Genomic DNA, 19,817 nt, shown 5'->3' with positions numbered 1-19,817 from the left:
CACGTGCCAGCGAGACTGGTACCTCATCGTCCCGTTGCGACATCCTTCCGTCAAGGCGCTCAGGCTTCCGGTGAGGTATGCGGCAACGCTCGGGTCGGGAGCCCAAAGTGGTGGAGCGCGGAAGATCCGGGCGAGAAGCCGCTCTCGGTGCAGGAGCGGGAGCGCGATGCCTGTGGTGCCTGGCTGAACCGGGACAACACCACGGGGAACGTGTTGCTCCCGGCGAACAGTCGGAGATCTCGAACGCTGGTGGAGCCGGTCTCAGACACCGGCTCGCCGCTACGGTCGGGGTGGAGGGGACGCCAACCATGCGGGGCGGTGCACAGCCGAAGCCGGGGGCAGCCGTTCTGGGGCGGTAGCGGCCACCGTTACCGGAACGACGTCTCGTCTGGACGTGTGGCGAGGCAGCGCCGCCCGCGGCAGGGGTGAAGTCATCGCCGGAGACCTTCAGGCGCGGGTGAGCAGCAGCACCGCGGCCCCGACCCCGGCGACCGTGCGGACGTGGTTCCACCCCGCCCACGCCCGGGCGAACTCGGCGAAACCGTTCTGCCCCCGCGCGAGCCGGTCGTTCAGCGGGACGTTCGCGACGACGGTGACGACGACGACCCCGAGCAGGTAGGCCGCGCACCCGGCGACGAGCCGGACCTCCCCGCGCCGCACCGCCAGGACGCCCAGCACGGTGACCGCGGCGGCGGTCCCGAACAGCGCCAGCACCAGCGGTGGCCGGACGGCGAGCTCGTTGACGGACCGCATCGCCCGCGCGGCGTCGGCGTCGGGCAGCCGCCGCAGCGCGGGCAGGACGAACGTGGAGAACGCGAAGAACACCCCGCCGACCACGGCGCACCCCACGCCGCCCGCCAGCGCGAGCGCCCTCACCGGTTCCACGCCCCGGTCGCGGCGGCGCGGCGGGCGTAGTCGGCGAAACTCCCGGGTTCGCGGCCCAGCGCGTCCTGCACCCCGCGGCTGAGCCGTTCCCCGCGGCCGTCGAGGACCTCGGTGAACAGGTACGTCAGCAGGTCCACCACGTCCGGCGGGACCCCCTGCCCGTCCAGTTCCCGCCGGTACTGCGCGACGGGGACCCGGGTGAACGCGACCTCTCGGCCGGTGGCGGCGGACACCAGCGCCAGGGCCTGCGCGAAGGTCAGGAGTTCCGGGCCGCTCACCTCGTACGTCGCCCCCGTGTGCCGGGGGTCGGTGAGGGCCGCGGCGGCGACGGCGGCGACGTCCTCGGCGTCGACGAACGGTTCGCGCACCGCCGCGACGGGCAGCCGCACGTGCCCGGCGCGGACCTGCTCGACGAGGAACTTCTCGTCGAAGTCCTGCATGAAGAAGCTGGCGCGCACGACGACCGTGCCCGGGGCGACGCGGCGCACCTGGTCCTCGGCGCGCCGGGCCTCCTCCTCGCCGCGGCCGGACAGCAGCACCAGGCGTCCCACCCCGCGCCGCACGGCCTCCCGGGCGAACGCGGTGACGACGTCGGGGGCGCCGGGGGCGGCCAGGTCGGGGGCGTGGGCGACGTACGCGGCGGACGCGCCGTCGAGGATCGGCCCCCACGTCGCCGGGTCGGCCCACTGGAACGGCGGGCGGCCGGCGCGCGAGGCGATCCGCACGTCGCGCCCGGCCTCGCGCAGCCGCTGCGCGACCCGGCGCCCGGTGGTGCCCGTGCCGCCGAGCACGAGGACGGGGCCGGTCGCCGCACCCGCCGCTGGAGTGGTCGTGGGGTTCGTCGTCGTGGTCATGGACCCAGCCAACGCCCGCCGGGTGCGCGCCGTACATGGCCGACCGGCGCAGCCGCATGCGCCGGCGTCTCACGGCGCCGCCCTACGGTGGTGGGCGTGGACCCCCTCGCGGACCTGCTCGCCGGCCCCCGCGCCCGCGGGGCGTTCGTGCTGCGCTGCGACCTGGAACCGCCGTGGGCGTTGCGGGTGGACGACCGCGCCCCGCTCACCGTGGTGGCCGTCGTGACCGGATCGGCCTGGGTCCTCTGCGGAGATGCTGCGCCGCAACGGGTCGCTCCCGGGGACGTGGCGGTGGTCCGCGGCCCGGCGCCCTACGCGGTGGCCGACGACCCCGGCACCGCACCGCAGGCGCTCATCGACGCCGACCAGCGCTGCACCACCCTCGACGGCGTCGAGGTGCCGCTGACCTGGCGCGGTCCCCGGGTGTGGGGCAACAGCGACCACCCCCGCACCCGCCTGGTCACCGGCACCTACCCCGGGCACGGGGCGATCAGCCGGCGGCTGCTGGGTGCGCTGCCGCGCCTGGTCGTGCTGCGCGCCGACGCCGCGACCGGGCCCGTCCTGGACTGGCTCGCGCGGGAGGTCGTGCAGGAAACCCTCGGGCAGGACGCGGTGCTGGACCGGTTGCTGGACCTGCTCCTGGTGTCGGCGCTGCGGGCCTGGTTCGACGCCGCCGACGACGCGCCGGGCTGGTACGCCGCGGCCGCCGACCCCGTCGTGGGGCCGGCGCTGCGGCTGCTCCAGACCCGCCCCGAGCACCCGTGGACCACCGCATCGCTCGCGGCGGCCGTCGCGACGAGCCGGGCGACGCTGGCGCGGCGCTTCACCGCCCTCGTGGAGCAGCCCCCGATGGGGTACCTCACGACGTGGCGGCTGGACCTGGCCGCCGACCTCCTCCTGGAACCGGGTGCGACCCTCGCCGCGGTCGCCCGGCGCGTCGGGTACGGGTCGCCGTACGCGCTGAGCGCGGCGTTCTCCCGGCAGTTCGGGACGAGCCCGCGCGAGCACCGCGCGGCCGCGCCGACGGGTTAGCGTTCCCCGGGTGACTCCGGCCGCTCTGCTGCTCACCGGGACCGTCGGTTCCGGCAAGACCACGACCGCGAACGCCCTCGGGGTGGTGCTGCGGGCCGCGGGGGTGCCGCACGCGGTCGTCGACCTCGACGCCCTGCGGGACGCCTGGCCCAGCCCGCCCGACGACCCCTTCCACGAGCGGCTGGAACTGGCGAACCTGCGGGACGTGGCCCGCAACCACCGGGCCGCCGGGGCCGTACGGCTCGTGCTGGCGGGGGTGCTGGAGGACCCGGCGCACCGCGGGCTGTACGAGGACGCGGTCGGGGTGCCGCTGACGGTGTGCCGGTTGCGGCCGGACCTGACGGTCGTGGCGGACCGGTTGCAGGTGCGGCACGCCGGGGACGGCACCGCCCTGGACTGGCACCTGCACCGCAGTTCCGAGCTCGACGCGATCCTGCACTCGGCGGGGATCGGGGACGTCGTCGTCGACGTCCGCGCCCACGACGAACCGGCCGCGGTGGCCGCCGCGGTCGCCCGCGCCGTCGGCTGGTCCTGATCCCCGACCGGCGCGGTGGGGGTGCGCGCGAGGGGGTCCGCGTGGTCGGGTGGGGGGCGTGAGCCGGTCGTTCACGCAGGGGCTGGGTGTCGTCGTCCACGGGCCCGCGGTGCTCGCCCGCGGCCCCGGGATCGGCGTCGGGTTGCGGTGCGCCTTCGGGTACCCCGACGGGATGGTGCTGTCCACCGACACGAAGGCGGTGGGGCCGGCCGCGCAGGAGGTCCACGACGTCAGCCCCCGGCCCCGCAGCGGCCGCAGCCGGAGCAGGAGCCGGGTGCCCGCCCGGCCGCCCCGACCGCACAGCGCCCTGCGGTTCGAGGTGCTCCAGGACGGTGAGCCCCGGGAGACCGAGGTGCTGCTGCACTCGACCTGGAGCCACGGGCGGGGCGACCCCGACGCGGGGACGTTCGAGCCCGCCGTGACGATCTCCGTCGACTGGTGGCTCCCCTCCCCGTGGATCGCCGGTCCCCGGCACCCGCGCCCGGGGGAGGACGGGACCGTGACCGTGCGGACGGGCTGGCCGGAGGTCGGTCTGCCGACGACCACGACGGTGCTGACCCTCACCGACCCGAAGTACTTCCACCGGTTCCCCGAGGTGCTGGCGTGAACCCCTGGGAGGTCGAGGAACCGTTCGGCGCGTGGGGCAGCCTGGGGGCGCTCGCGCACGGGCCGGTGGTGCTGGCCCGCGCCCCGGGGATCGGGGTCGGGTTGCGGTGCGTGTTCGCGTTCCCGGAGGGCCTGAAGCTGTGGTTCGTCGCCCACTGCCGCGACGTCGCGGTGCTCCCGGAGAACCCGTCGCCGCGCAGCGAGGAGGAGGCGGCCGAGCAGAGCCGCCGGTGGCAGGAGTTCCCGGCCTCGCCGGACGACCCGGTCGTGCACGTGACCGTGGACGGCCGGCGGCAGCGGTACGCCCTGTTCGAGCGGCAGGACAACGCGTCGTGGGCGGCGGGGGAGCGGTACGACTCCTGCGAGCTGCGCGTGCCGGGGCTGCCCGCCGACGGGTGCGTGACGGTCGACGTGGCGTGGGGCCCCGCGCTGCCGACGACCTCGACGACCCTGCGGCTGGACGGTCTCGCGCAGGTCGCCGCGACGGCGGTGCCCCTGGTCGAGCCGTGACCGTTCTGCATGCACCGGGGCGTTGACTTCCGCCTCCGAGTGCGGTCGACTCGGGCTGTGCATGCACAGCGACGTGGTGGGGCGGCCGACCGCACGTACGCCCGGCTGCGCGAGGACGTCCTCGACGGCGTCCTGGCCCCCGGGGCGGTGCTGGCCGAGCTGGAGCAGAGCGCCCGGCTCGGGGTGTCCCGCACGCCCGTCCGCGAGGCCTTCGCCCGGCTCGTCCGCGACGGGCTGGCCCGCCCCGTCGGGGGCCGCGGGCTCGTCGTCGCCCCCCTGGACCTGGCCGACCTGGAACACCTCTACGACGTCCGGGAGGCGCTGGAGGTGAAGGCGGCGCGGCTGGCTGCCCGCAGCGGCGCGGAGTTCGGCGGGTTCGTCCGCCGCTTCGCCCGCGCCCCCGGGCTCGTCGCCGCCGGCGACCTCGACCGGTACTACGCGGTGACGGCCGAGTTCGACGCGGCCCTCGACGCGGCCGCCGCGAACCCGTGGCTGGTGCGCGCCCTCGACGACGTCCGCACCCACCTGGTCCGGATCCGCCGCCTCGCCCGGCACGACCCGGGCCGGCTGGTCGCCGCCGCCTCCGAGCACCAGCTGATCGCCGAGGCCGTCGACGACGGCGACGCCGACCTCGCCGCGCACGCCGTCCACGTCCACCTGCACCGCAGCCGCACGCACTTCCGGAGCCGGCTGTCGACCCGAGAGGAGAGCGCGTGAAGGAGCACGAGGTCCGCGTCCACCGCAGTGACGAGGAGTTCCCCCGGTCGCAGGAACTGGCGTGGAAACTGGCCGAGCTCGCCACCGAGGACGTCCCCGTCGACGACGACGTCGCCGAGATGGTCGTCAACCGCGTCCTGGACAACGCCGCCGTCAGCGCGGCGTCGCTGCTGCGCCCGCCGGTCGTCTCGGCCCGCTCGCAGGCGCTGGACCACCCCGTCTCCCGCGGCGGGGAGGGGGCCCGCGTGGTGGGGACGACGCAGAACTCCTCCCCGGAGTGGGCGGCGTGGGCGAACGGCGTCGCGGTGCGCGAACTGGACTTCCACGACACGTTCCTGGCCGCGGACTACTCCCACCCGGGGGACAACATCCCCGCCCTGCTGGCCGTCGCGCAGCACCTCGGCTGCGACGGCGCGCAACTGCTGCGGGGGATCGTCACGGCCTACGAGGTGCAGGTCGACCTCGTGCGGGCGATCTCGCTGCACCGGCACAAGATCGACCACGTCGCCCACCTCGGCCCCTCGGTCGCGGCGGGCCTGGGGACGATGCTGGGCCTGTCCACCGAGGTCGTCCACCAGGCCATCGGGCAGGCCTTGCACACCACGACCGCGACCCGGCAGTCGCGCAAGGGCGCGATCTCGACGTGGAAGGCGTACGCGCCCGCGTTCGCGGGGAAGCTCGCCATCGAGGCCGTGGACCGGGCGGTGCGGGGGCAGACCAGCCCCGCCCCGATCTACGAGGGCGAGGACGGGGTGATCGCGTGGCTGCTCGACGGCCCGGACGCCGTCTACCGCGTCCCGCTGCCCGAACCCGGCGAACCCCGCCGGGCGATCCTCGACACGTACACCAAGGAGCACTCCGCGGAGTACCAGGCGCAGGCCGTCATCGACCTCGCCCGCCGCCTGCACCGCGAGCACCCCGAGCTGCGCGACCCCGCGAACGTCGAGTCGATCGTGCTGCGCACCAGCCACCACACCCACGTCGTCATCGGGTCCGGCGCGAACGACCCGCAGAAGTACGACCCCACCGCCAGCCGGGAGACCCTGGACCACTCGGTGCCGTACATCTTCACCGTGGCGCTGCAGGACGGCGGCTGGCACCACGTCCACTCCTACGCCCGCGAACGCGCCGCCCGCCCCGACACCGTCGCCCTGTGGCGCACGGTGTCCACCGTCGAGGACCCGGAGTGGACCGAGCGGTACCACTCGACCGACCCGGCCCGGAAGGCGTTCGGGGCCCGCGTCGAGGCCCGGCTGCGGGACGGGTCGACGGTCGTCGACGAGATCGCCGTCGCCGACGCCCACCCCCTCGGCGCGCACCCGTTCACCCGGGCGCAGTACGAGGCGAAGCTCGCCACGCTGGCCGCGGGCGTCCTGCCCGACGAGGAGGTCGCCCGCTTCACCGCGCTGGCCCGGGAACTGCCGCGGCTCACCCCGGCGCAGGTGCGCGAACTCGGGGTCGTCGCCCCGCCCGAACTGCTCGAGACCGTGCCGCTGCCCGGCGGACTGTTCTAGGAGGACACCGTGCTGTACTCGTCGACGACGCCGAGCGCGAAGCGCCACGCCTTCCGGCTGGCCCTGGCCGGGACGGAGCTGCTGCGGTTCCCGGGGGCCTTCAACCCGTTGTCCGCCAAGCTGATCCAGAACCACCGTTTCGACGGGGTGTACGTGTCCGGGTCGGTGCTGGCCGCCGACCTCGGGCTGCCCGACGTCGGGCTGACGACGCTCACCGAGGTCGCGGGCCGGTCCGCGCAGATCGCCCGCGTCACCGACCTGCCCGTGCTCGTCGACGCCGACACCGGGTTCGGCGAGCCCCTGTCGATGGCCCGCACCGTGCAGGCCCTGGAGGACGCCGGGGTCGCCGGGCTGCACGTGGAGGACCAGGTGAACCCCAAGCGCTGCGGGCACCTGGAGGGCAAGCAGGTCGTCGACGAGGCGACGGCGGTGCGGCGCGTCCGGGCCGCCGTCGACGCCCGCCGCGACCCCGACTTCCTCGTCGTCGCGCGCACCGACGTGCGGGGCGTGGAGGGTTTCGACGCGACGGTCCGCCGGGCGCGGGCGCTGGTCGACGCGGGGGCGGACGTCGTGTTCGCCGAGGCGATGGCGGACCTTGGCGAGTTCGAGGCGATCTGCTCGGCGCTGGAGGTCCCGGTGCTGGCGAACATGACGGAGTTCGGCCGCAGCGACCTGTTCACGCACGCGCAGCTGCGCGACGCCGGGGTGCGGATCGTCATCCACCCCGTGTCGCTGCTGCGGCTGGCGATGGGGGCCGCCGACCGCGCGCTCACCGAACTGGGCGGGACGGGGACGCTGGAGGGGAAGGTCCCCGAGATGCAGACCCGCGCCGAGCTGTACGACCTCGTCGACTACGCCGGGTACGGCGCGTTCGACTCCTCCGTGTACGACTTCAGCCTGGAAGGAAACCGAGGATGATCCACAAGGGTCTGGCCGGGGTCGTCGCGGACACCACGGCCGTCTCCAAGGTCGACCCGGACACCAACTCCCTGCTGTACCGCGGGTACCCGGTGCAGGAACTCGCGACGCTGCCGTTCGAGGCGGTCGCGCGGCTGCTGTGGGACGGCGAACTGCCCCCCGAAGCGGCCCTGGCCGGGTTCGGCGAGCGGGAACGGGCGGGGCGGGCGCTGGACGACCGGGTGCGCCGCGTCGTGGAGGAGACCCCGGTGCAGGCGCACCCGATGGACGTCGTCCGTACCGCCGTCAGCGTCCTGGGGACCCTCGACCCGCAGGCGGGGGACCACTCCCCGGAGGCGGAACTCGCCAAGGCCGAACGGCTGTTCGCGGCGCTGCCCGCCGTCGTCGGCCTCGCCCAGCGGCGCCGGCGCGGTCAGGACCTGCCCGCACGGCGCGACGACCTGGGGTACGCGGCGAACTTCCTCTGGACCGTCACCGGCGCCGAACCCGACGAGGTCGCCGTCCGCACGTTCGAGACGTCGCTGGTCCTGTACGCCGAGCACTCCTTCAACGCCTCGACGTTCGCGGCCCGGGTCGTGACGTCCACGTTGTCGGACCTGCACTCGGCCGTCACCGCCGCGGTCGGGGCGCTGAAGGGCCCGCTGCACGGGGGCGCGAACGAGGCCGTGTGGCAGGTGTTCGAGGAGATCGGGCCGGGGGAGGGTTCACCCGACCGCGCCCGCGCGTGGCTCGCGGGAACCCTGGAGCGCCACGGGAAGGTCATGGGTTTCGGGCACCGCGTCTACCGGAACGGGGACTCGCGCGTCCCGACGATGCGGGCCGCGCTGCACGACCTCGCCACCGCCCGCGGCCGCACCGACGTCCTGGACCTGTACGACGCGCTGGAGGAGGCGGTGGCGGGGGCCAAGGGCATCCGCCCGAACCTCGACTACCCGGCCGGCCCCGCCTACCACCTGCTCGGGCTGGACACCGATGTGTTCACACCGGTGTTCGTGGCCGCGCGCGTCGTCGGCTGGACCGCGCACGTGATCGAGCAGCGGGCGGCGAACTCGCTCATCCGGCCGCTGTCGGAGTACGACGGGCCGGGGTTGCGCCACGTCCCGGGGGTGCCGTGACGATCGCGCGACGCGGGGGCGCGGGGGCCCGCGCCGTGGACGCCTCGCGACGAACCCGTCGGCGCGGAGCGTCCACGACTCGGACCGCCGCAGGACCCGGCCCCGCGTCGGCGCGCGGGGCCGGGTGAGCGGTCAGGCGTCGCCGCCGTCGACCTCCACGGCCCCGACCGCGGTGACCCGCCCGGCGCCGTAGGTGTCGAACCACGCCTCGATGACGTCGAACGAGGACTGCTGGTCCCCGGCGAGCAGCGTGGCCCGGCCCAGCGGCCCGGCGGCGAGGGCGTCGACGAGGTGACCGGTGACCCCGGGCGCGAACACGATGTCCTCGGCGGCGACGCCGCGCTCGACCGCTTCCACCGCGAGGGCGGCGGCGGTCCCGTAGCGGTCCTCCCCGGCGGCCCGGTGCGGCATCGGCAGGGCGGCGAGGGCTTCGGGCAGCACGCCCTCCGGCCCGCCGGCGACCGTCACCTCGGTCACCCCGCGCGCCTGCAGGGTCTGCCCCGCGGGGATCGGGTCGTCGTCGGCGACCAGGACGAGGGGTTCGCCGAGGCGGGCCGCCGGCCCGGACGCGGCGAGCGCGTCGACGAGGTGCGCGTCCTCACCCGAGGCGACCCAGCCGTGGGTCTTCGTGGGCATGAACGCCGCCACCGCGCGCGAGGTGGCGTACCGGTCGACGCCGGCCAGGCGCTGCACGTCGCCGATGCCGAGGGCCTGCAGGCGCTGCGCCGTGGTGGCCGACAGCGCGTCCTCGCCGCCGACGAGCAGGACCGACTGGACGCCGGTGGTGCGCAGGTAGTCGGCGGTCGCGGCGGGCACCGCGTCGCGGGTGGCGAGCAGCACCGGCGCAGCGAGGCTGCGGGCCAGCGGCCCGGCGGACAGGGCGTCCACGAGGTGGCGGTCCTCACCGCTGACCAGGACGGCCACGTCGGCCTCGGGGAAACCGTGGGCGGCGATCGCGGCGGCCGTCGCGAACCGGTCGGCGCCGCTGAGCTGCACCACCTGGTTCGGGGTTCCGCTGGGCAGCGGCGCGCCCTTGGCGGGAACCCGGCAGGACGGGTGGTGCACCGGGGGAGAGGGCGAGCACAGCGGGGTGAGGGTCTCGAACCCCGGTTCGGGTGCCGCGGCGGCCGACGGGGCCGCCAGCGTGGTCACCGCGAGCGCCGCCGCCGTCAGCAGCGCGTTCCGCAGGGACGTTCTGGACACGGGTCCTCCTGAGATCGGGTGGGGCCAGTGTGGCAGCTGTGACCTGCCGGGGTGGGGGTTTTCCCGGCTGCGGGCCGGTGGGGGGCGGGGGAGGATCGGGCCGTGCCCAGACGCAGCGCCGGGATCCTGCTCCACCGCCGTGCGGCCGGCGGCGGGGTCGAACTCCTGCTCGGGCACCTGGGCGGGCCGTTGTGGGCGCGGAAGGACGAGCGGGCCTGGTCGATCCCCAAGGGGGAACCCGAACCCGGTGAGGAGCTGCCGGACGCCGCCCGCCGGGAGTTCACCGAGGAACTGGGCCTTCCCATGCCGGACGTGGTGCTCGTCCCGCTCGGCGAGGCCCGGCAGTCCGGGGGGAAGGTCGTGACGGTGTGGGCGGGGGAGGCGGACCTGGACCCGGCGGCCGTCACGCCGGGGACGTTCACGATGGAGTGGCCGCCGAGGTCGGGGCGGGTGCGGGAGTTCCCCGAGCTCGACCGGGTGGCCTGGCTGGCTCCGGAGGTGGCGCGGGCGAAGCTGGTGGCGGGCCAGGTGGTGTTCGTGGACCGGTTGCTGGAACTCCTCGGCCCCTGAGTCAGGCGACTGAGTCAGGCGACTGAGTCAGGCGACGCGGACGGCGATCTTGCCGCGGACCCGCCCGGCGGCCAGGTACCGCAGCGCCTCGCCCGCCTCCTCGAGCGCGAACGTGCGGTCCAGGGCGGGCCGCAGCCGTCCCCGCGCGACGAGGTCGGCGAGCTCGGTGAGGTCGTCGGCGTTCTCCCGGCACACGAACGTCCCGGCCCAGTGCCGGGACACCAGGGCCCCGGCGGCCGCGCGGGCCTGCCGGTCGAGCCCGCCGAGCAGGGCGCCGCCGCCCTCGGCGCCGACGATGACGTGCCGGCCGGTGGGGGTCATCGCCCGGCGGACCGACCGCAGCGGGGCGGCGCCGCCGGTGTCGACGACGACGTCGTGGGGGCCGAGGACGTCGAACAGGTCGGGGCGGGTGTGCTCGACGGCCCGGTGCACGCCCAGGCCGAGGGCGAACTCGCGCTTGGTGGGCCCGGTGACGGCGGTGACCTGCGCGCCGGCGTCGACGGCCAGCTGCACGGCGAACGAGCCGACGCCGCCGGAGGCGCCCAGGACGAGGACGCGCTGCCCGGGGCGCACCTTCCCGTGGCGGCGGACCGCTTGCAGCGCAGTGGTTCCCGAGACGCCCACGACGGCCATGGGGAGCGGGTCCACGCCGTCGGGGACGACGGCCAGGGTGGTGGCGGGCGCGATCGCGCGTTCGGCGAACGCCTCCCGGCCGATGCCGAACACGGTCTGCCCGACCGTGAAGGGCGTGCCGGGGCCGACCGCGACGACGCGGCCGGACAGGTCGCGGCCGGGGACGGTGCGGCGGGGTCGGCGCAGGCCCGTGGCCAGCCGCACCGCGTGGGGGAGCCCGGTGACCAGGTGCTCGGTGCCGCGGTCGATCCCGGCGGCCAGCACCTCGACCAGGACCTCGCCGGGGCCGGGCACGGGTTCGGGGCGTTCGGCGCTGCGCAGGACGTCCCCGCTGCCGTACCGGTCCTGCACCACTGCGCGCACGGTTCTCCCTCGGTCGGCCCCGGCGGGGCTCACGACGTGAGGTGACGCCGCGCGCCCACCGTAGACCCGGGAAGCCGGTGCCCAGCCCTCGGCCGGGACTCGGCGTCGAAGCCGCCGCGCACGTCGCCCCCCCCGGGCGCACCGAGGACCTCGCGTTGGGGCGGGACCTGCTGCTCGACGGGCGGGAACGCCGCCTGCGGGGTGGGGGTGAGGCGGGGGAGTCGCCGACGGTCGGATGATCGAGGAGGCGCCGAACGGCGGAGGACCGGGTGGGCCGGTCGTGCTGGGATCGGGGCGTGAACTCCCACGGTGACCCGGTGGACCTGGCGGACCTGGCGGACCTGGTGCGGCGCACCGCGGAGGCGGAGGCGGGCCGCCACGAGGGTCTGGTGGTGGCCGCGGTGCGGGGCGGGGAACGGGCGGTGCACGGCACGGGCAGCACCGGGGCCGCGGGGACCACCCCGGACGGCGACACGCTGTTCCAGATCGGGTCCGTGACCAAGGTGTTCACGAGCCTCCTCCTCGCGACCGCGGTGGCCCGGGGGGAACTCGCCCTCGACACCCCCGTGGACGGACTGCTCCCCGAGCTGCCCACACCGGCGTCGCAGCCGCCGATCACCCTGGCTCACCTGGCCGGGCACTCCTCCGGGCTCCCCCGCCTGCCGCCCGGCGTGCTGCTGCGCGGGCTGCGCCAGTGGTCCGACCCCTACCGGGGGTTCGGCGTCGACGACCTCGTCGCCGGGTACGGCAGGGTCAGGCCCCGGGCGCGCCCCGGCCGGCGGGTCCGCTACTCCAACTTCGGTGCCGCCCTGCTGGGGCAGGCCCTCGCCCGGCACGCGGGGACCTCCTGGGAGCGGCTCGTCGCCGACGAGATCACCGGACCCCTGGGGCTGCACGACACCGTTCCCGACCCGCGCGCCGACCAGCAGGACCGCCGGGCGACCGGGCACTCCCGGCGCCGCCGGCCGGTGCCCGACTGGGACCTGGCCGCGGTCGCACCGGGCGGCGGGTTGTGGTCGAGCGCGAACGACGTCCTGACCTTCCTCGGTGCGCACCTCGAGCCCGGGACCGGCCCGGTGCCCGACGCGCTGCGCCTGGTGCAGCAGCCGCGGTTCCGGGCGACCCGGTGGCTGCAGGTGTGCCTGGGCTGGATGCTGACCCCGTTGCGGGGTTCCCGGCACTCCGTGCTGTGGCACAACGGTGCCACCGGCGGTTTCTCCTCCTTCGCCGGCTTCCAGCCCGAGCTCGGGGTCGGGGTGGTGGTGCTGACGAACACCGCACGATCGGTGGACCGGGCGGGGATGGCTCTGCTGACCGACCTCGTGAACGGGGCCGGCACCCCCTGAACCGGACCCCCGGTCCCCGTCGGTCGCGGTTCCCCGACGCCGACGGGGCCGGGGTGCCTCAGCGGAGCTCGAACTCCGCCGACGTGCTGGTCCGCAGCGAGCCGCCGACGTCGACGCGGTGGGTGCCGGGGGTCGTGACCCACGTCCCGGTGCGCACGTCGAAGTGCTCCAGCAGGTGCAGGTCGGCCACGTCGGCCGCGCTGAGGGCGATCTCCACGGTGCGCTCCTCCCCGGCGTCGAGCGCGACCCGCTGCCAGCCCACGAGGCGCCGGAACGGTTCGCCCGCGGCGTCGGGCAGCGACAGGTAGGCCTGGGCGACCTCGGTGCCGTCGACCTCGCCGGTGTTGCGCAACGAGAACCGCAGCGTCACCCCGTCCTGCGCTCCGGTCGGGGCGGGGACGACCTCGAGCGGTCCGTACGCGAAGCTCGTGTAGGACAGGCCGTGCCCGAACGGGAACAGCGGCTCGATCCCCTGCGCCTCGTACCAGCGGTGACCGACCTGCAGGCCCTCGGAGTAGTCGACCTGCCGGATCTCGGTGGAACCCTCGGGGCGTTCGGTGCTGCCGTCGGCGAACACGCCCGGGTACTGCTCGGGGGTGTTCGTCGGGGTGTCGGCCAGGGACTTCGGGAACGTCATGGGCAGTTTGCCGGAGGGGTTCACGTCGCCGAACAGCAGCGAGGCGATCGCGGGGCCCTGCTGCTCGCCGGCGTACCAGGTCTCCAGCACGGCGCGGACGTCGGGCAGCCACGGCATCTCGACGGCGGTGCCGGTCTGCAGGACGACGACGGTGTTCGGGTTGGCCCCCGCCACCGCGTCGATCAGGGCGTCCCCGTTCCCGTTCAGCCGCAGGTCGGGGACGTCGGCGAACTCCCCGGCGCGCTGGTACCCGAACACGACGGTGACGTCGGCGTCGGCGGCGGCCGCGGCGGCGGCCTCCAGGTCGGTGCCGTCGGTGAACGTCACCGACGCGCCCTCCTGGCGGGCGCGGTCGCGCAGGGCGGTGTCGGCGGCGACGAGGTTCTCGCACGCCATGGTGGAGTTCCCGCCGAACCGCTCCGGCAGCGGCATGCCGCAGGCGTCGGCCGCGCTGAGGCCGTCGGTGTCCCGGGTCGAGGCGGTGGCGCCGACGACGGCGATCTTCTGCCCCCGTTCGGGCCGCAGCGGCAGGATGCCGTCGTTGGCGAGCAGGACGCTGCCCTGCTCGGCGGTGCGGCGGGCGATCTCGGTGTGGGCGCGGGGGGAGACGTCGGCGCGCGGCCGGGCCGGGAGCGGGTTGTCGAACAGCCCGCCGCGGATGTACGCGGTGACGACGCGGGTGGCGGCCTCGTCGATGCGTGCCTGGGTGATCTGCCCCCGGGTCAGCGCCTCGTCGAGCAGGTACGGGGTGAACCACACCGGCCGGTTGAGTTCCTGGTCGAGCCCGTTCATGAGGGACGCGGCCGTGGAGTGCACGGAACCGAAGTCGGACACCACGTACCCGCGCATCCCGAACTCGTCCTTGAGGACGGTGTTCAGGCGTTCGTCCTCGCAGGCGTAGACGCCGTTGACCTGGTTGAACGAGCACATGACGCTCTCGGGGTCGCCGCGGCGCACCGCGATCTCGAACGGCAGGTCGTAGACCTGCCGCAGCGTCCGCTCGTCGACGTTGGAGGAACTCTCCTCGCGGTCGAGTTCCTGCTCGTTGGCGACGTAGTGCTTGAGGTCGGCCAGGACGCGGCCCTCGGCCTCGATGCCGCGCACGCCGGCCGCACCCAGGACACCGGACAGGACGGGGTCCTCCCCGAGGTACTCGGGGGTGCGCCCGGCCAGCGGGGTGCGGCCGCCGGACAGCCCGGGGGCCAGGATCACGTTCTTCCCCTTGCCGAACGCCTCGTCGGCCTGCGCGACGTGCTTGTCGTAGACGAGCTGCTCGTCCCAGGTGGAGGCGGCGGCGATCGCGGCGGGGAACGCGGTGACCCCGGTGACGTTCCGGACGCCCTCGGGGCCGTCGGTGTAGACGACGGTCGGGGTGCAGGGCAGTTGCGCCGGGTAGCGGACGCCCTGGAAGTCGGTCTGCTGCGGGCTGTTGGCGGGTTGCTCCACGAGCCAGCGGTACTTCTGGTGCTGGCTGCTGGCGGCCAGCAGCGCCGCGGCCCGCTGCTCGGGGGTGCGGGTGCGGTCCATCCACGGCACGTCGCGGCAGGCGGCGGAGGTGGGGGCGTCCGCGGCGGTGGGGGCGGCGGTGGCGGGGGCGCTGGTGACCAGGGGGGCGAGCAGGGCGAGCGTCGTGGCGGCCGTCGTCGTGATCCGGCGGCTGCGGCTGCGGGGGCGGTGGGCGGTGGGGCGGGGCATGACGTCCTCTCCGTCGAGAACTTTAATGGAGCGCTTCAACGCAACCGCGACTGTAGTTGTGCGGTTCCTGTGGGTCAACGCTCCGGGCGGGTGAGTTCCCCACCGCCTCGGGGTTCGGACGTGCGTAGGATCCACCGGTGGGATCGATGAGGACGTCGCGCAGCCGGGACCGTTCACCGAGCATGGTGGAAGTCGCTGCCGCCGCAGGGGTTTCGGTGGGCACGGTCTCCAACGCCCTGAACCACCCCCAGCGGGTCCGCCCGGAGACGCTGGCCAGGGTCCACGCCGCCGTCGAGCGGCTGGGGTTCTCCCGGGCCGGGGCCCGCCCGGTCCGGACCAACCCGAGCATGGTCGAGGTCGCCGCCGCCGCGGGGGTTTCGGTGGGCACGGTCTCCAACGCCCTCAACCACCCCGAGCAGGTCCGCCCGGCCACCCTCGCCCGGGTCCGCGACGCCATCGAGCGGCTGGGTTTCACGCCCAACGCCAACGCCCGCTCGCTGGCCGGGGGGGAGAACCGGACCATCGGCCTGGTCGTCGTCGACCTGGGGAACACGTTGTTCGTGGACATCGCCCGCGGCGCCCAGCGCGAGGCCGCGGGCCGGCGCGAGAACCTGCTGGTGACCAACAGCGACCGCGACGACGCCCAGCAGGACGCCCACCTGGACCTGTTCGAGAGCGCCCGGGTGCGGGGGGTGGTGCTGGCGCCGCTGAGCGACCCGTTCGCGGGGATCCAGCGGGTCCGCCGGCACGGGACGCCGCTGGTCGTCGTCAACTACGACGACGGCCGCCAGGACTGCTGCACGGTCCTGGTGGACAACGAGCGCGTCGGGTACCTCGCCGCCCGGCACATGATCGACCTGGGGCGGCGCCGGCTGGCGTGGGTCAGCGAGCTGAACGACCTGCAACCGGTGCACGAGCGGCAGGCCGGGGTCCGGCGCGCGGTGCGCGAGGCCGGCCGCGCGGTCGGTCTCGTCGAGCTGGACACCGAGGCCCTCGGGGAGAACTCCGGCAGCCACGTCGTCGAGGAGGTCCTGGCCCTGCCCGCCCGCCGGCGACCCGACGCCCTGATCGCGGTCACCGACATGCTGGGGGCCTCCGTCGTCGAAGCCCTCCAGGGCGCCGGCCTGTCGGTGCCCGGGGACATCGCCGTCATGGGCTGCGACCACGACGCGCGCGCCTGGGGCGGGGCGGTCCCGCTGACGACGGTGCGGCTGGAGGGCGAGGAGATGGGCGCGGCGGCGGTCCGGCTGCTCGCCGAGGAGGTGGCCGAGGGTGTCGACCACGTCCACCGCCGGGTGGTCGTGCAGCCGTCGCTGCTGGTGCGCGAGAGCAGCGCGGGGCGCGCGCCGCGCTGAACCCGGACGGGGGTTGACGCGCCGGGTGACAGCTCGTACTTTTCCGTCAGGAACGTAATGAAGCGTCTCACTCAATCGCACCACCCGACCCGTGACCGTCTCGACGAGGAGACCCCCGTGGCCCACCGCACCGGCCGTTCGCCCCGCACCCTCCGTGTCCTGGCCGCCCTCAGCCTGACCCCGCTCGTGCTGACCGCCTGCAGCGCCGGCAGCCTCGGTTCCTCCGACGAGGGCGGCGACAGCGGCGCCACCACGATCACCTTCCTCGTCGACAACGCCCCGCAGACGGTCTCCACCGCCGAGGCGCTCGCCGAGGCCTTCAACGGCTCCCAGCCCGACGTCCGCGTCGAGGTGGAGACCCGCCCCCAGGGCGGCGAGGGCGACAACCTCGTCAAGACCCGCCTCCAGACCGGCAGCATGGACGACGTCTTCGCCTACAACAGCGGCTCGCTCTTCCAGCAGCTCGCCCCCGCCACGACCCTCACCCCGCTGACCGGCGAGAGCTTCCTCGACGCCGTCGACGACAGCTTCGACCCCCAGGTCAGCGTCGGCGACGACGTCTACGGCGTCCCGATGGGCACCGCCTTCGGCGGTGGCGTCCTCTACAACCGGGCCGTGTACCAGCAGCTCGGCCTCCAGGTGCCGAAGACCTGGGCGGAGTTCATCGCCAACAACGAGAAGATCAAGGCCGCCGGCATCGCCCCGGTCATCCAGACCTACGGCGAGACGTGGACCTCCCAGCTCCTCGTCCTCGGCGACTTCCACAACGTCGCCGCGGCCAACCCCTCGTTCGCCGAGGACTACACCGCCGGCAAGGCCAAGTACGCCACCGACCCGGCCGCGATCAAGGGCTTCCTGCACACCCAGGAGATCCACGACAAGGGCCTGACGAACGCCGACTTCGCCTCGGCCAAGGTCGAGGACGGCATCCGCACCCTCGCCGCCGGCGAAGGCGCCCACTACCCCCTGCTGTCGGCGAACGTCGCCACCATCCTCAGCGTCGCCCCCGAGAAGATCGGCGACATCGGGTTCTTCGCCCTCCCCGGCGACGACGCCGCCACCAACGGCCTCACCGCGTGGTTCCCCGGCGGGGTCTACGTGCCGAAGTCGACGACCGGCGACAAGCTCGACGCGGCCAAGCAGTTCCTCACCTACCTGACCACCGCGGACGCCTGCGACATCCAGTCCGAGCAGAGCGTGCCCACCGGCCCCTACCTCGTCGACGGCTGCGAACTGCCCGGGGACGTCCCGCAGGTCACCAAGGACGTCAGCGCCTACTTCGACTCCGGTGCGCAGTCCCCGGCGCTGGAGTACGTCTCGCCGATCAAGGGCCCGGCGCTGGAGCAGATCCTCGTCGAGGTCGGTTCCGGCATCCGCTCCGCGCAGGACGGCGCCGCCCTCTACGACCAGGACGTCCAGAAGCAGGCCCAGCAGCTCGGCCTCGAGGGCTGGTGACTGAAGCCCGACCCCGTCCAGGAAGGTGAACACCGTGGCCGCCACGACGTCCGCACCCGCCACCCGGGCCTCGACCCCACCGGTCCGCCGTCGCGGCCGCAGCCCCTACCCGGGCTGGTTCTACCTGCCCGCCGCGATCGTCTACGGGGTGCTGTTCCTCGTCCCGACGCTGCTGTCGCTGTACTTCAGCATGACGCGCTGGACGATCTTCACCTCGGAGTTCACCGGGTTCGACAACTTCGTCCAGTTCTTCTCCGAACCCGCCCTGACCAAGGGGTTCGTCAACACGTTCGTCTACGCCGCGATCACCTCCGGCGCCAAGGTCGTCCTCGGCCTGGCGCTGGGGATGCTCCTGACCTCCCAGATCGTCGGGCGAGGGTTCCTGCGCGCCGTGGTGTTCTTCCCCGTGCTGGTCTCCAGCGTCGGGGTCGGCATCACCTTCCAGGTCCTGATGAACCCCTCCAAGGGCGCCATCAACGCCGCCCTCGGCGTCATCGGCATCGACGGCCCCGGCTGGCTGACCGACCCCTCCCTGGCGCTGTTCTCCGTCGCGATGGTCGACGTCTGGAAGGGCGTGGGGCTGGCCACGCTGATCTACATGGCCGGCATCGTCTCCATCCCCAAGGAGTACTACGAGGCGGCCAAGGTCGACGGGGCCGGGTCGTGGACGCTGTTCCGCAACGTCGTCTTCCCGCTGTCGTGGCCGGCGACGTCCACCGTCGTCACGCTCTCGCTGATCGGCGGCCTGCGGTCCTTCGACCTCATCTGGGCCATGACCAAGGGCGGCCCCGGGTTCACCTCCGACGTCATCGCCAGCGTCATCTACAAGCAGTACCAGGCCGGGTTCTACGGGTTGTCCACCGCCGGCAACGTCATCCTCTTCGTCGCGGTCATCGCCATCGTCTTCCCGCTGACCCGGCTGCTGGCCCGCAAGGAGGTCGAGCTGTGAGCGCCACCGTCTCCTCCCGCCCGGACGCGGCGGCGGCCCCGGTGCGGCGCGGCGGAGGCCGCGTCGGCGGCCCCCGCGCCTCCCTCTACCGCTACGGCGTCGGCGGCCTGGCGATCCTCGTCAGCCTCGTCGTGTTCGTCGTCCCGTTCGCGTTCATCGTGCTCGTCGCGGCGATGGACGCCCGGCAGGCCGGGGAGTTCCGCTTCGCCTGGCCCCGTGAACCCCAGGTGTGGCAGAACCTCGTCGAGGTCGTCCAGACCCGGGACTACCTGCTGGTCATCGCCTTCATCAACTCCATCGTCCTGACCGTGGCCAGCGTGACGATCATGGTCGTCCTGGGCGCGATGGTCGCCTTCGTCCTCCAGCGCCGGAAGTCCCGGGTGACCGCCCTGGTGAACTTCCTCGTCCTGGCCGGGCTCGTCATGCCGCCCGCGGTGGTCCCCACCATCTGGGTCCTGCAGCGCCTGGGGATGTTCGGCACCATGCCCGGGCTGATCCTCGTCGAGGTGGCCTTCGGCCTGTCGTTCACGATCCTGCTGTTCCGGGCGTTCATCTCCACCATCCCCCGCGAGCTCGACGAGGCCGCGGTCCTCGACGGCGCCGGGCCGCTGCGGCTGTTCTTCCGCATCGTCCTGCCGCTGCTGCGCCCCGTCCTCGTCACGGTCGTCCTCGTCCAGTCGGTGACGGTGTTCAACGACTTCCAGACCCCGCTGTACTTCCTGCCCGGCGACGCCGGAGCCACCGTCCAGCTCACCCTGTTCAACTTCCAGAGCCAGAACGTGTCCTCGTACAACCTGCTGTTCATGGACGTGCTGCTCATCACGATCCCGCCGCTGGTGCTGTACCTGTTCTTCAACCGCCAGATCGTCGCCGGCATGACCTCCGGCGCGGTCAAGGGCTGACCCCACCCCGTGATCGGAACCCC

The 19,817-nt window shown here is 74.4% G+C and carries 19 protein-coding genes; 14 read left to right on the top strand and 5 right to left on the bottom strand.

The window, feature by feature from the left end; genetic code table 11:
• Positions 1–447: 447 nt before the first annotated feature.
• Positions 448–876: an anthrone oxygenase family protein gene (locus ACRYRX_RS01900; RefSeq protein ID WP_432510101.1), complete on the bottom strand. Its 429-nt coding sequence runs from the start codon at positions 874–876 to the stop codon at positions 448–450.
• Positions 873–1,739 carry an NmrA family NAD(P)-binding protein gene (locus ACRYRX_RS01895; RefSeq protein ID WP_432510100.1) on the bottom strand — a complete coding sequence of 289 codons (867 nt, stop codon included), beginning with the start codon at positions 1,737–1,739 and terminating at the stop codon, positions 873–875. The genes ACRYRX_RS01900 and ACRYRX_RS01895 overlap by 4 nt, the downstream gene beginning before the upstream one ends.
• Positions 1,740–1,835: 96 nt before the next feature.
• Between ACRYRX_RS01895 and ACRYRX_RS01890 the strand changes: the two genes are divergently transcribed.
• Genes ACRYRX_RS01890 through ACRYRX_RS01855 form a run of 8 tightly spaced genes read left to right on the top strand, consistent with a single transcriptional unit; the run spans position 1,836 to position 8,686 of the window.
• On the top strand, positions 1,836–2,771 hold the full coding sequence (locus ACRYRX_RS01890) for an AraC family transcriptional regulator (RefSeq protein WP_432510099.1): 936 nt from the start codon (positions 1,836–1,838) through the stop codon (positions 2,769–2,771).
• Between the two features lie 10 nt (positions 2,772–2,781).
• Entirely contained in the window at positions 2,782–3,306 is a 525-nt protein-coding gene (locus tag ACRYRX_RS01885; RefSeq protein ID WP_432510098.1) for an adenylyl-sulfate kinase, read from the top strand.
• Positions 3,307–3,364: 58 nt separating this feature from the next.
• Positions 3,365–3,913 (top strand): hypothetical protein, encoded by a 549-nt coding sequence (locus ACRYRX_RS01880; RefSeq protein WP_432510097.1) that lies wholly within the window; start codon positions 3,365–3,367, stop codon positions 3,911–3,913.
• Positions 3,910–4,422 (top strand): hypothetical protein, encoded by a 513-nt coding sequence (locus ACRYRX_RS01875; RefSeq protein WP_432510096.1) that lies wholly within the window; start codon positions 3,910–3,912, stop codon positions 4,420–4,422. Before ACRYRX_RS01880 ends, ACRYRX_RS01875 begins: the two co-directional genes overlap by 4 nt.
• A 57-nt stretch (positions 4,423–4,479) precedes the next feature.
• Positions 4,480–5,139 (top strand): GntR family transcriptional regulator, encoded by a 660-nt coding sequence (locus ACRYRX_RS01870; protein ID WP_432510095.1) that lies wholly within the window; start codon positions 4,480–4,482, stop codon positions 5,137–5,139.
• The gene (locus ACRYRX_RS01865) at positions 5,136–6,653 is read left to right on the top strand and encodes an MmgE/PrpD family protein (protein WP_432510094.1); all 1,518 of its coding nucleotides are present in this window, start codon (positions 5,136–5,138) and stop codon (positions 6,651–6,653) included. The genes ACRYRX_RS01870 and ACRYRX_RS01865 overlap by 4 nt, the downstream gene beginning before the upstream one ends.
• Positions 6,654–6,662: 9 nt before the next feature.
• Entirely contained in the window at positions 6,663–7,571 is a 909-nt protein-coding gene (gene prpB / locus ACRYRX_RS01860; RefSeq protein ID WP_432510093.1) for a methylisocitrate lyase, read from the top strand.
• Positions 7,568–8,686 (top strand): bifunctional 2-methylcitrate synthase/citrate synthase, encoded by a 1,119-nt coding sequence (locus ACRYRX_RS01855; protein ID WP_432510092.1) that lies wholly within the window; start codon positions 7,568–7,570, stop codon positions 8,684–8,686. The genes prpB and ACRYRX_RS01855 overlap by 4 nt, the downstream gene beginning before the upstream one ends.
• 132 nt (positions 8,687–8,818) lie before the next feature.
• Here ACRYRX_RS01855 and ACRYRX_RS01850 read toward each other — a convergent pair whose 3' ends face one another.
• Complete coding sequence (locus ACRYRX_RS01850; RefSeq protein ID WP_432510091.1) at positions 8,819–9,889, bottom strand: cell wall-binding repeat-containing protein; 1,071 nt, start codon at positions 9,887–9,889, stop codon at positions 8,819–8,821.
• A gap of 102 nt (positions 9,890–9,991) precedes the next feature.
• On the opposite strand from ACRYRX_RS01850, the gene ACRYRX_RS01845 reads away from it, so the two are divergent.
• A complete protein-coding gene (locus tag ACRYRX_RS01845; protein WP_432510090.1) occupies positions 9,992–10,459 on the top strand; it encodes an NUDIX domain-containing protein in 468 nt (155 codons plus the stop codon).
• 27 nt (positions 10,460–10,486) lie between these two features.
• Here ACRYRX_RS01845 and ACRYRX_RS01840 read toward each other — a convergent pair whose 3' ends face one another.
• Positions 10,487–11,455, bottom strand: coding sequence for an NAD(P)-dependent alcohol dehydrogenase (locus tag ACRYRX_RS01840; protein WP_432510089.1), 969 nt, complete (start codon positions 11,453–11,455; stop codon positions 10,487–10,489).
• Between the two features lie 296 nt (positions 11,456–11,751).
• Here ACRYRX_RS01840 and ACRYRX_RS01835 point away from each other — a divergent pair, with 296 nt between their 5' ends.
• The gene (locus ACRYRX_RS01835) at positions 11,752–12,801 is read left to right on the top strand and encodes a serine hydrolase domain-containing protein (RefSeq protein WP_432510088.1); all 1,050 of its coding nucleotides are present in this window, start codon (positions 11,752–11,754) and stop codon (positions 12,799–12,801) included.
• A gap of 58 nt (positions 12,802–12,859) precedes the next feature.
• On the opposite strand, the gene ACRYRX_RS01830 is transcribed toward ACRYRX_RS01835, so the two are convergent.
• Entirely contained in the window at positions 12,860–15,133 is a 2,274-nt protein-coding gene (locus ACRYRX_RS01830) for a beta-glucosidase (protein WP_432510086.1), read from the bottom strand.
• Between the two features lie 182 nt (positions 15,134–15,315).
• Between ACRYRX_RS01830 and ACRYRX_RS01825 the strand changes: the two genes are divergently transcribed.
• The 4 genes from ACRYRX_RS01825 to ACRYRX_RS01810 all read left to right on the top strand — a co-directional run bounded on the left by ACRYRX_RS01825 (position 15,316) and on the right by ACRYRX_RS01810 (position 19,794).
• Positions 15,316–16,488, top strand: coding sequence for a LacI family DNA-binding transcriptional regulator (locus ACRYRX_RS01825; protein ID WP_432510085.1), 1,173 nt, complete (start codon positions 15,316–15,318; stop codon positions 16,486–16,488).
• A 117-nt stretch (positions 16,489–16,605) separates the two neighbouring features.
• On the top strand, positions 16,606–17,943 hold the full coding sequence (locus tag ACRYRX_RS01820; protein WP_432510084.1) for an ABC transporter substrate-binding protein: 1,338 nt from the start codon (positions 16,606–16,608) through the stop codon (positions 17,941–17,943).
• 25 nt (positions 17,944–17,968) lie between these two features.
• Positions 17,969–18,892 (top strand): carbohydrate ABC transporter permease, encoded by a 924-nt coding sequence (locus tag ACRYRX_RS01815; RefSeq protein ID WP_432510083.1) that lies wholly within the window; start codon positions 17,969–17,971, stop codon positions 18,890–18,892.
• A gap of 41 nt (positions 18,893–18,933) precedes the next feature.
• On the top strand, positions 18,934–19,794 hold the full coding sequence (locus tag ACRYRX_RS01810) for a carbohydrate ABC transporter permease (protein WP_432510249.1): 861 nt from the start codon (positions 18,934–18,936) through the stop codon (positions 19,792–19,794).
• Positions 19,795–19,817: the final 23 nt, after the last annotated feature.

Origin of the sequence: Kineococcus lubricus, from assembly GCF_050871965.1 — a bacterium.
Taxonomy (GTDB): Bacteria; Actinomycetota; Actinomycetes; order Actinomycetales; family Kineococcaceae; genus Kineococcus.
Note: the sequence above shows the minus strand (reverse complement) of the source record. Positions and strands in the feature narration are given on the sequence as shown.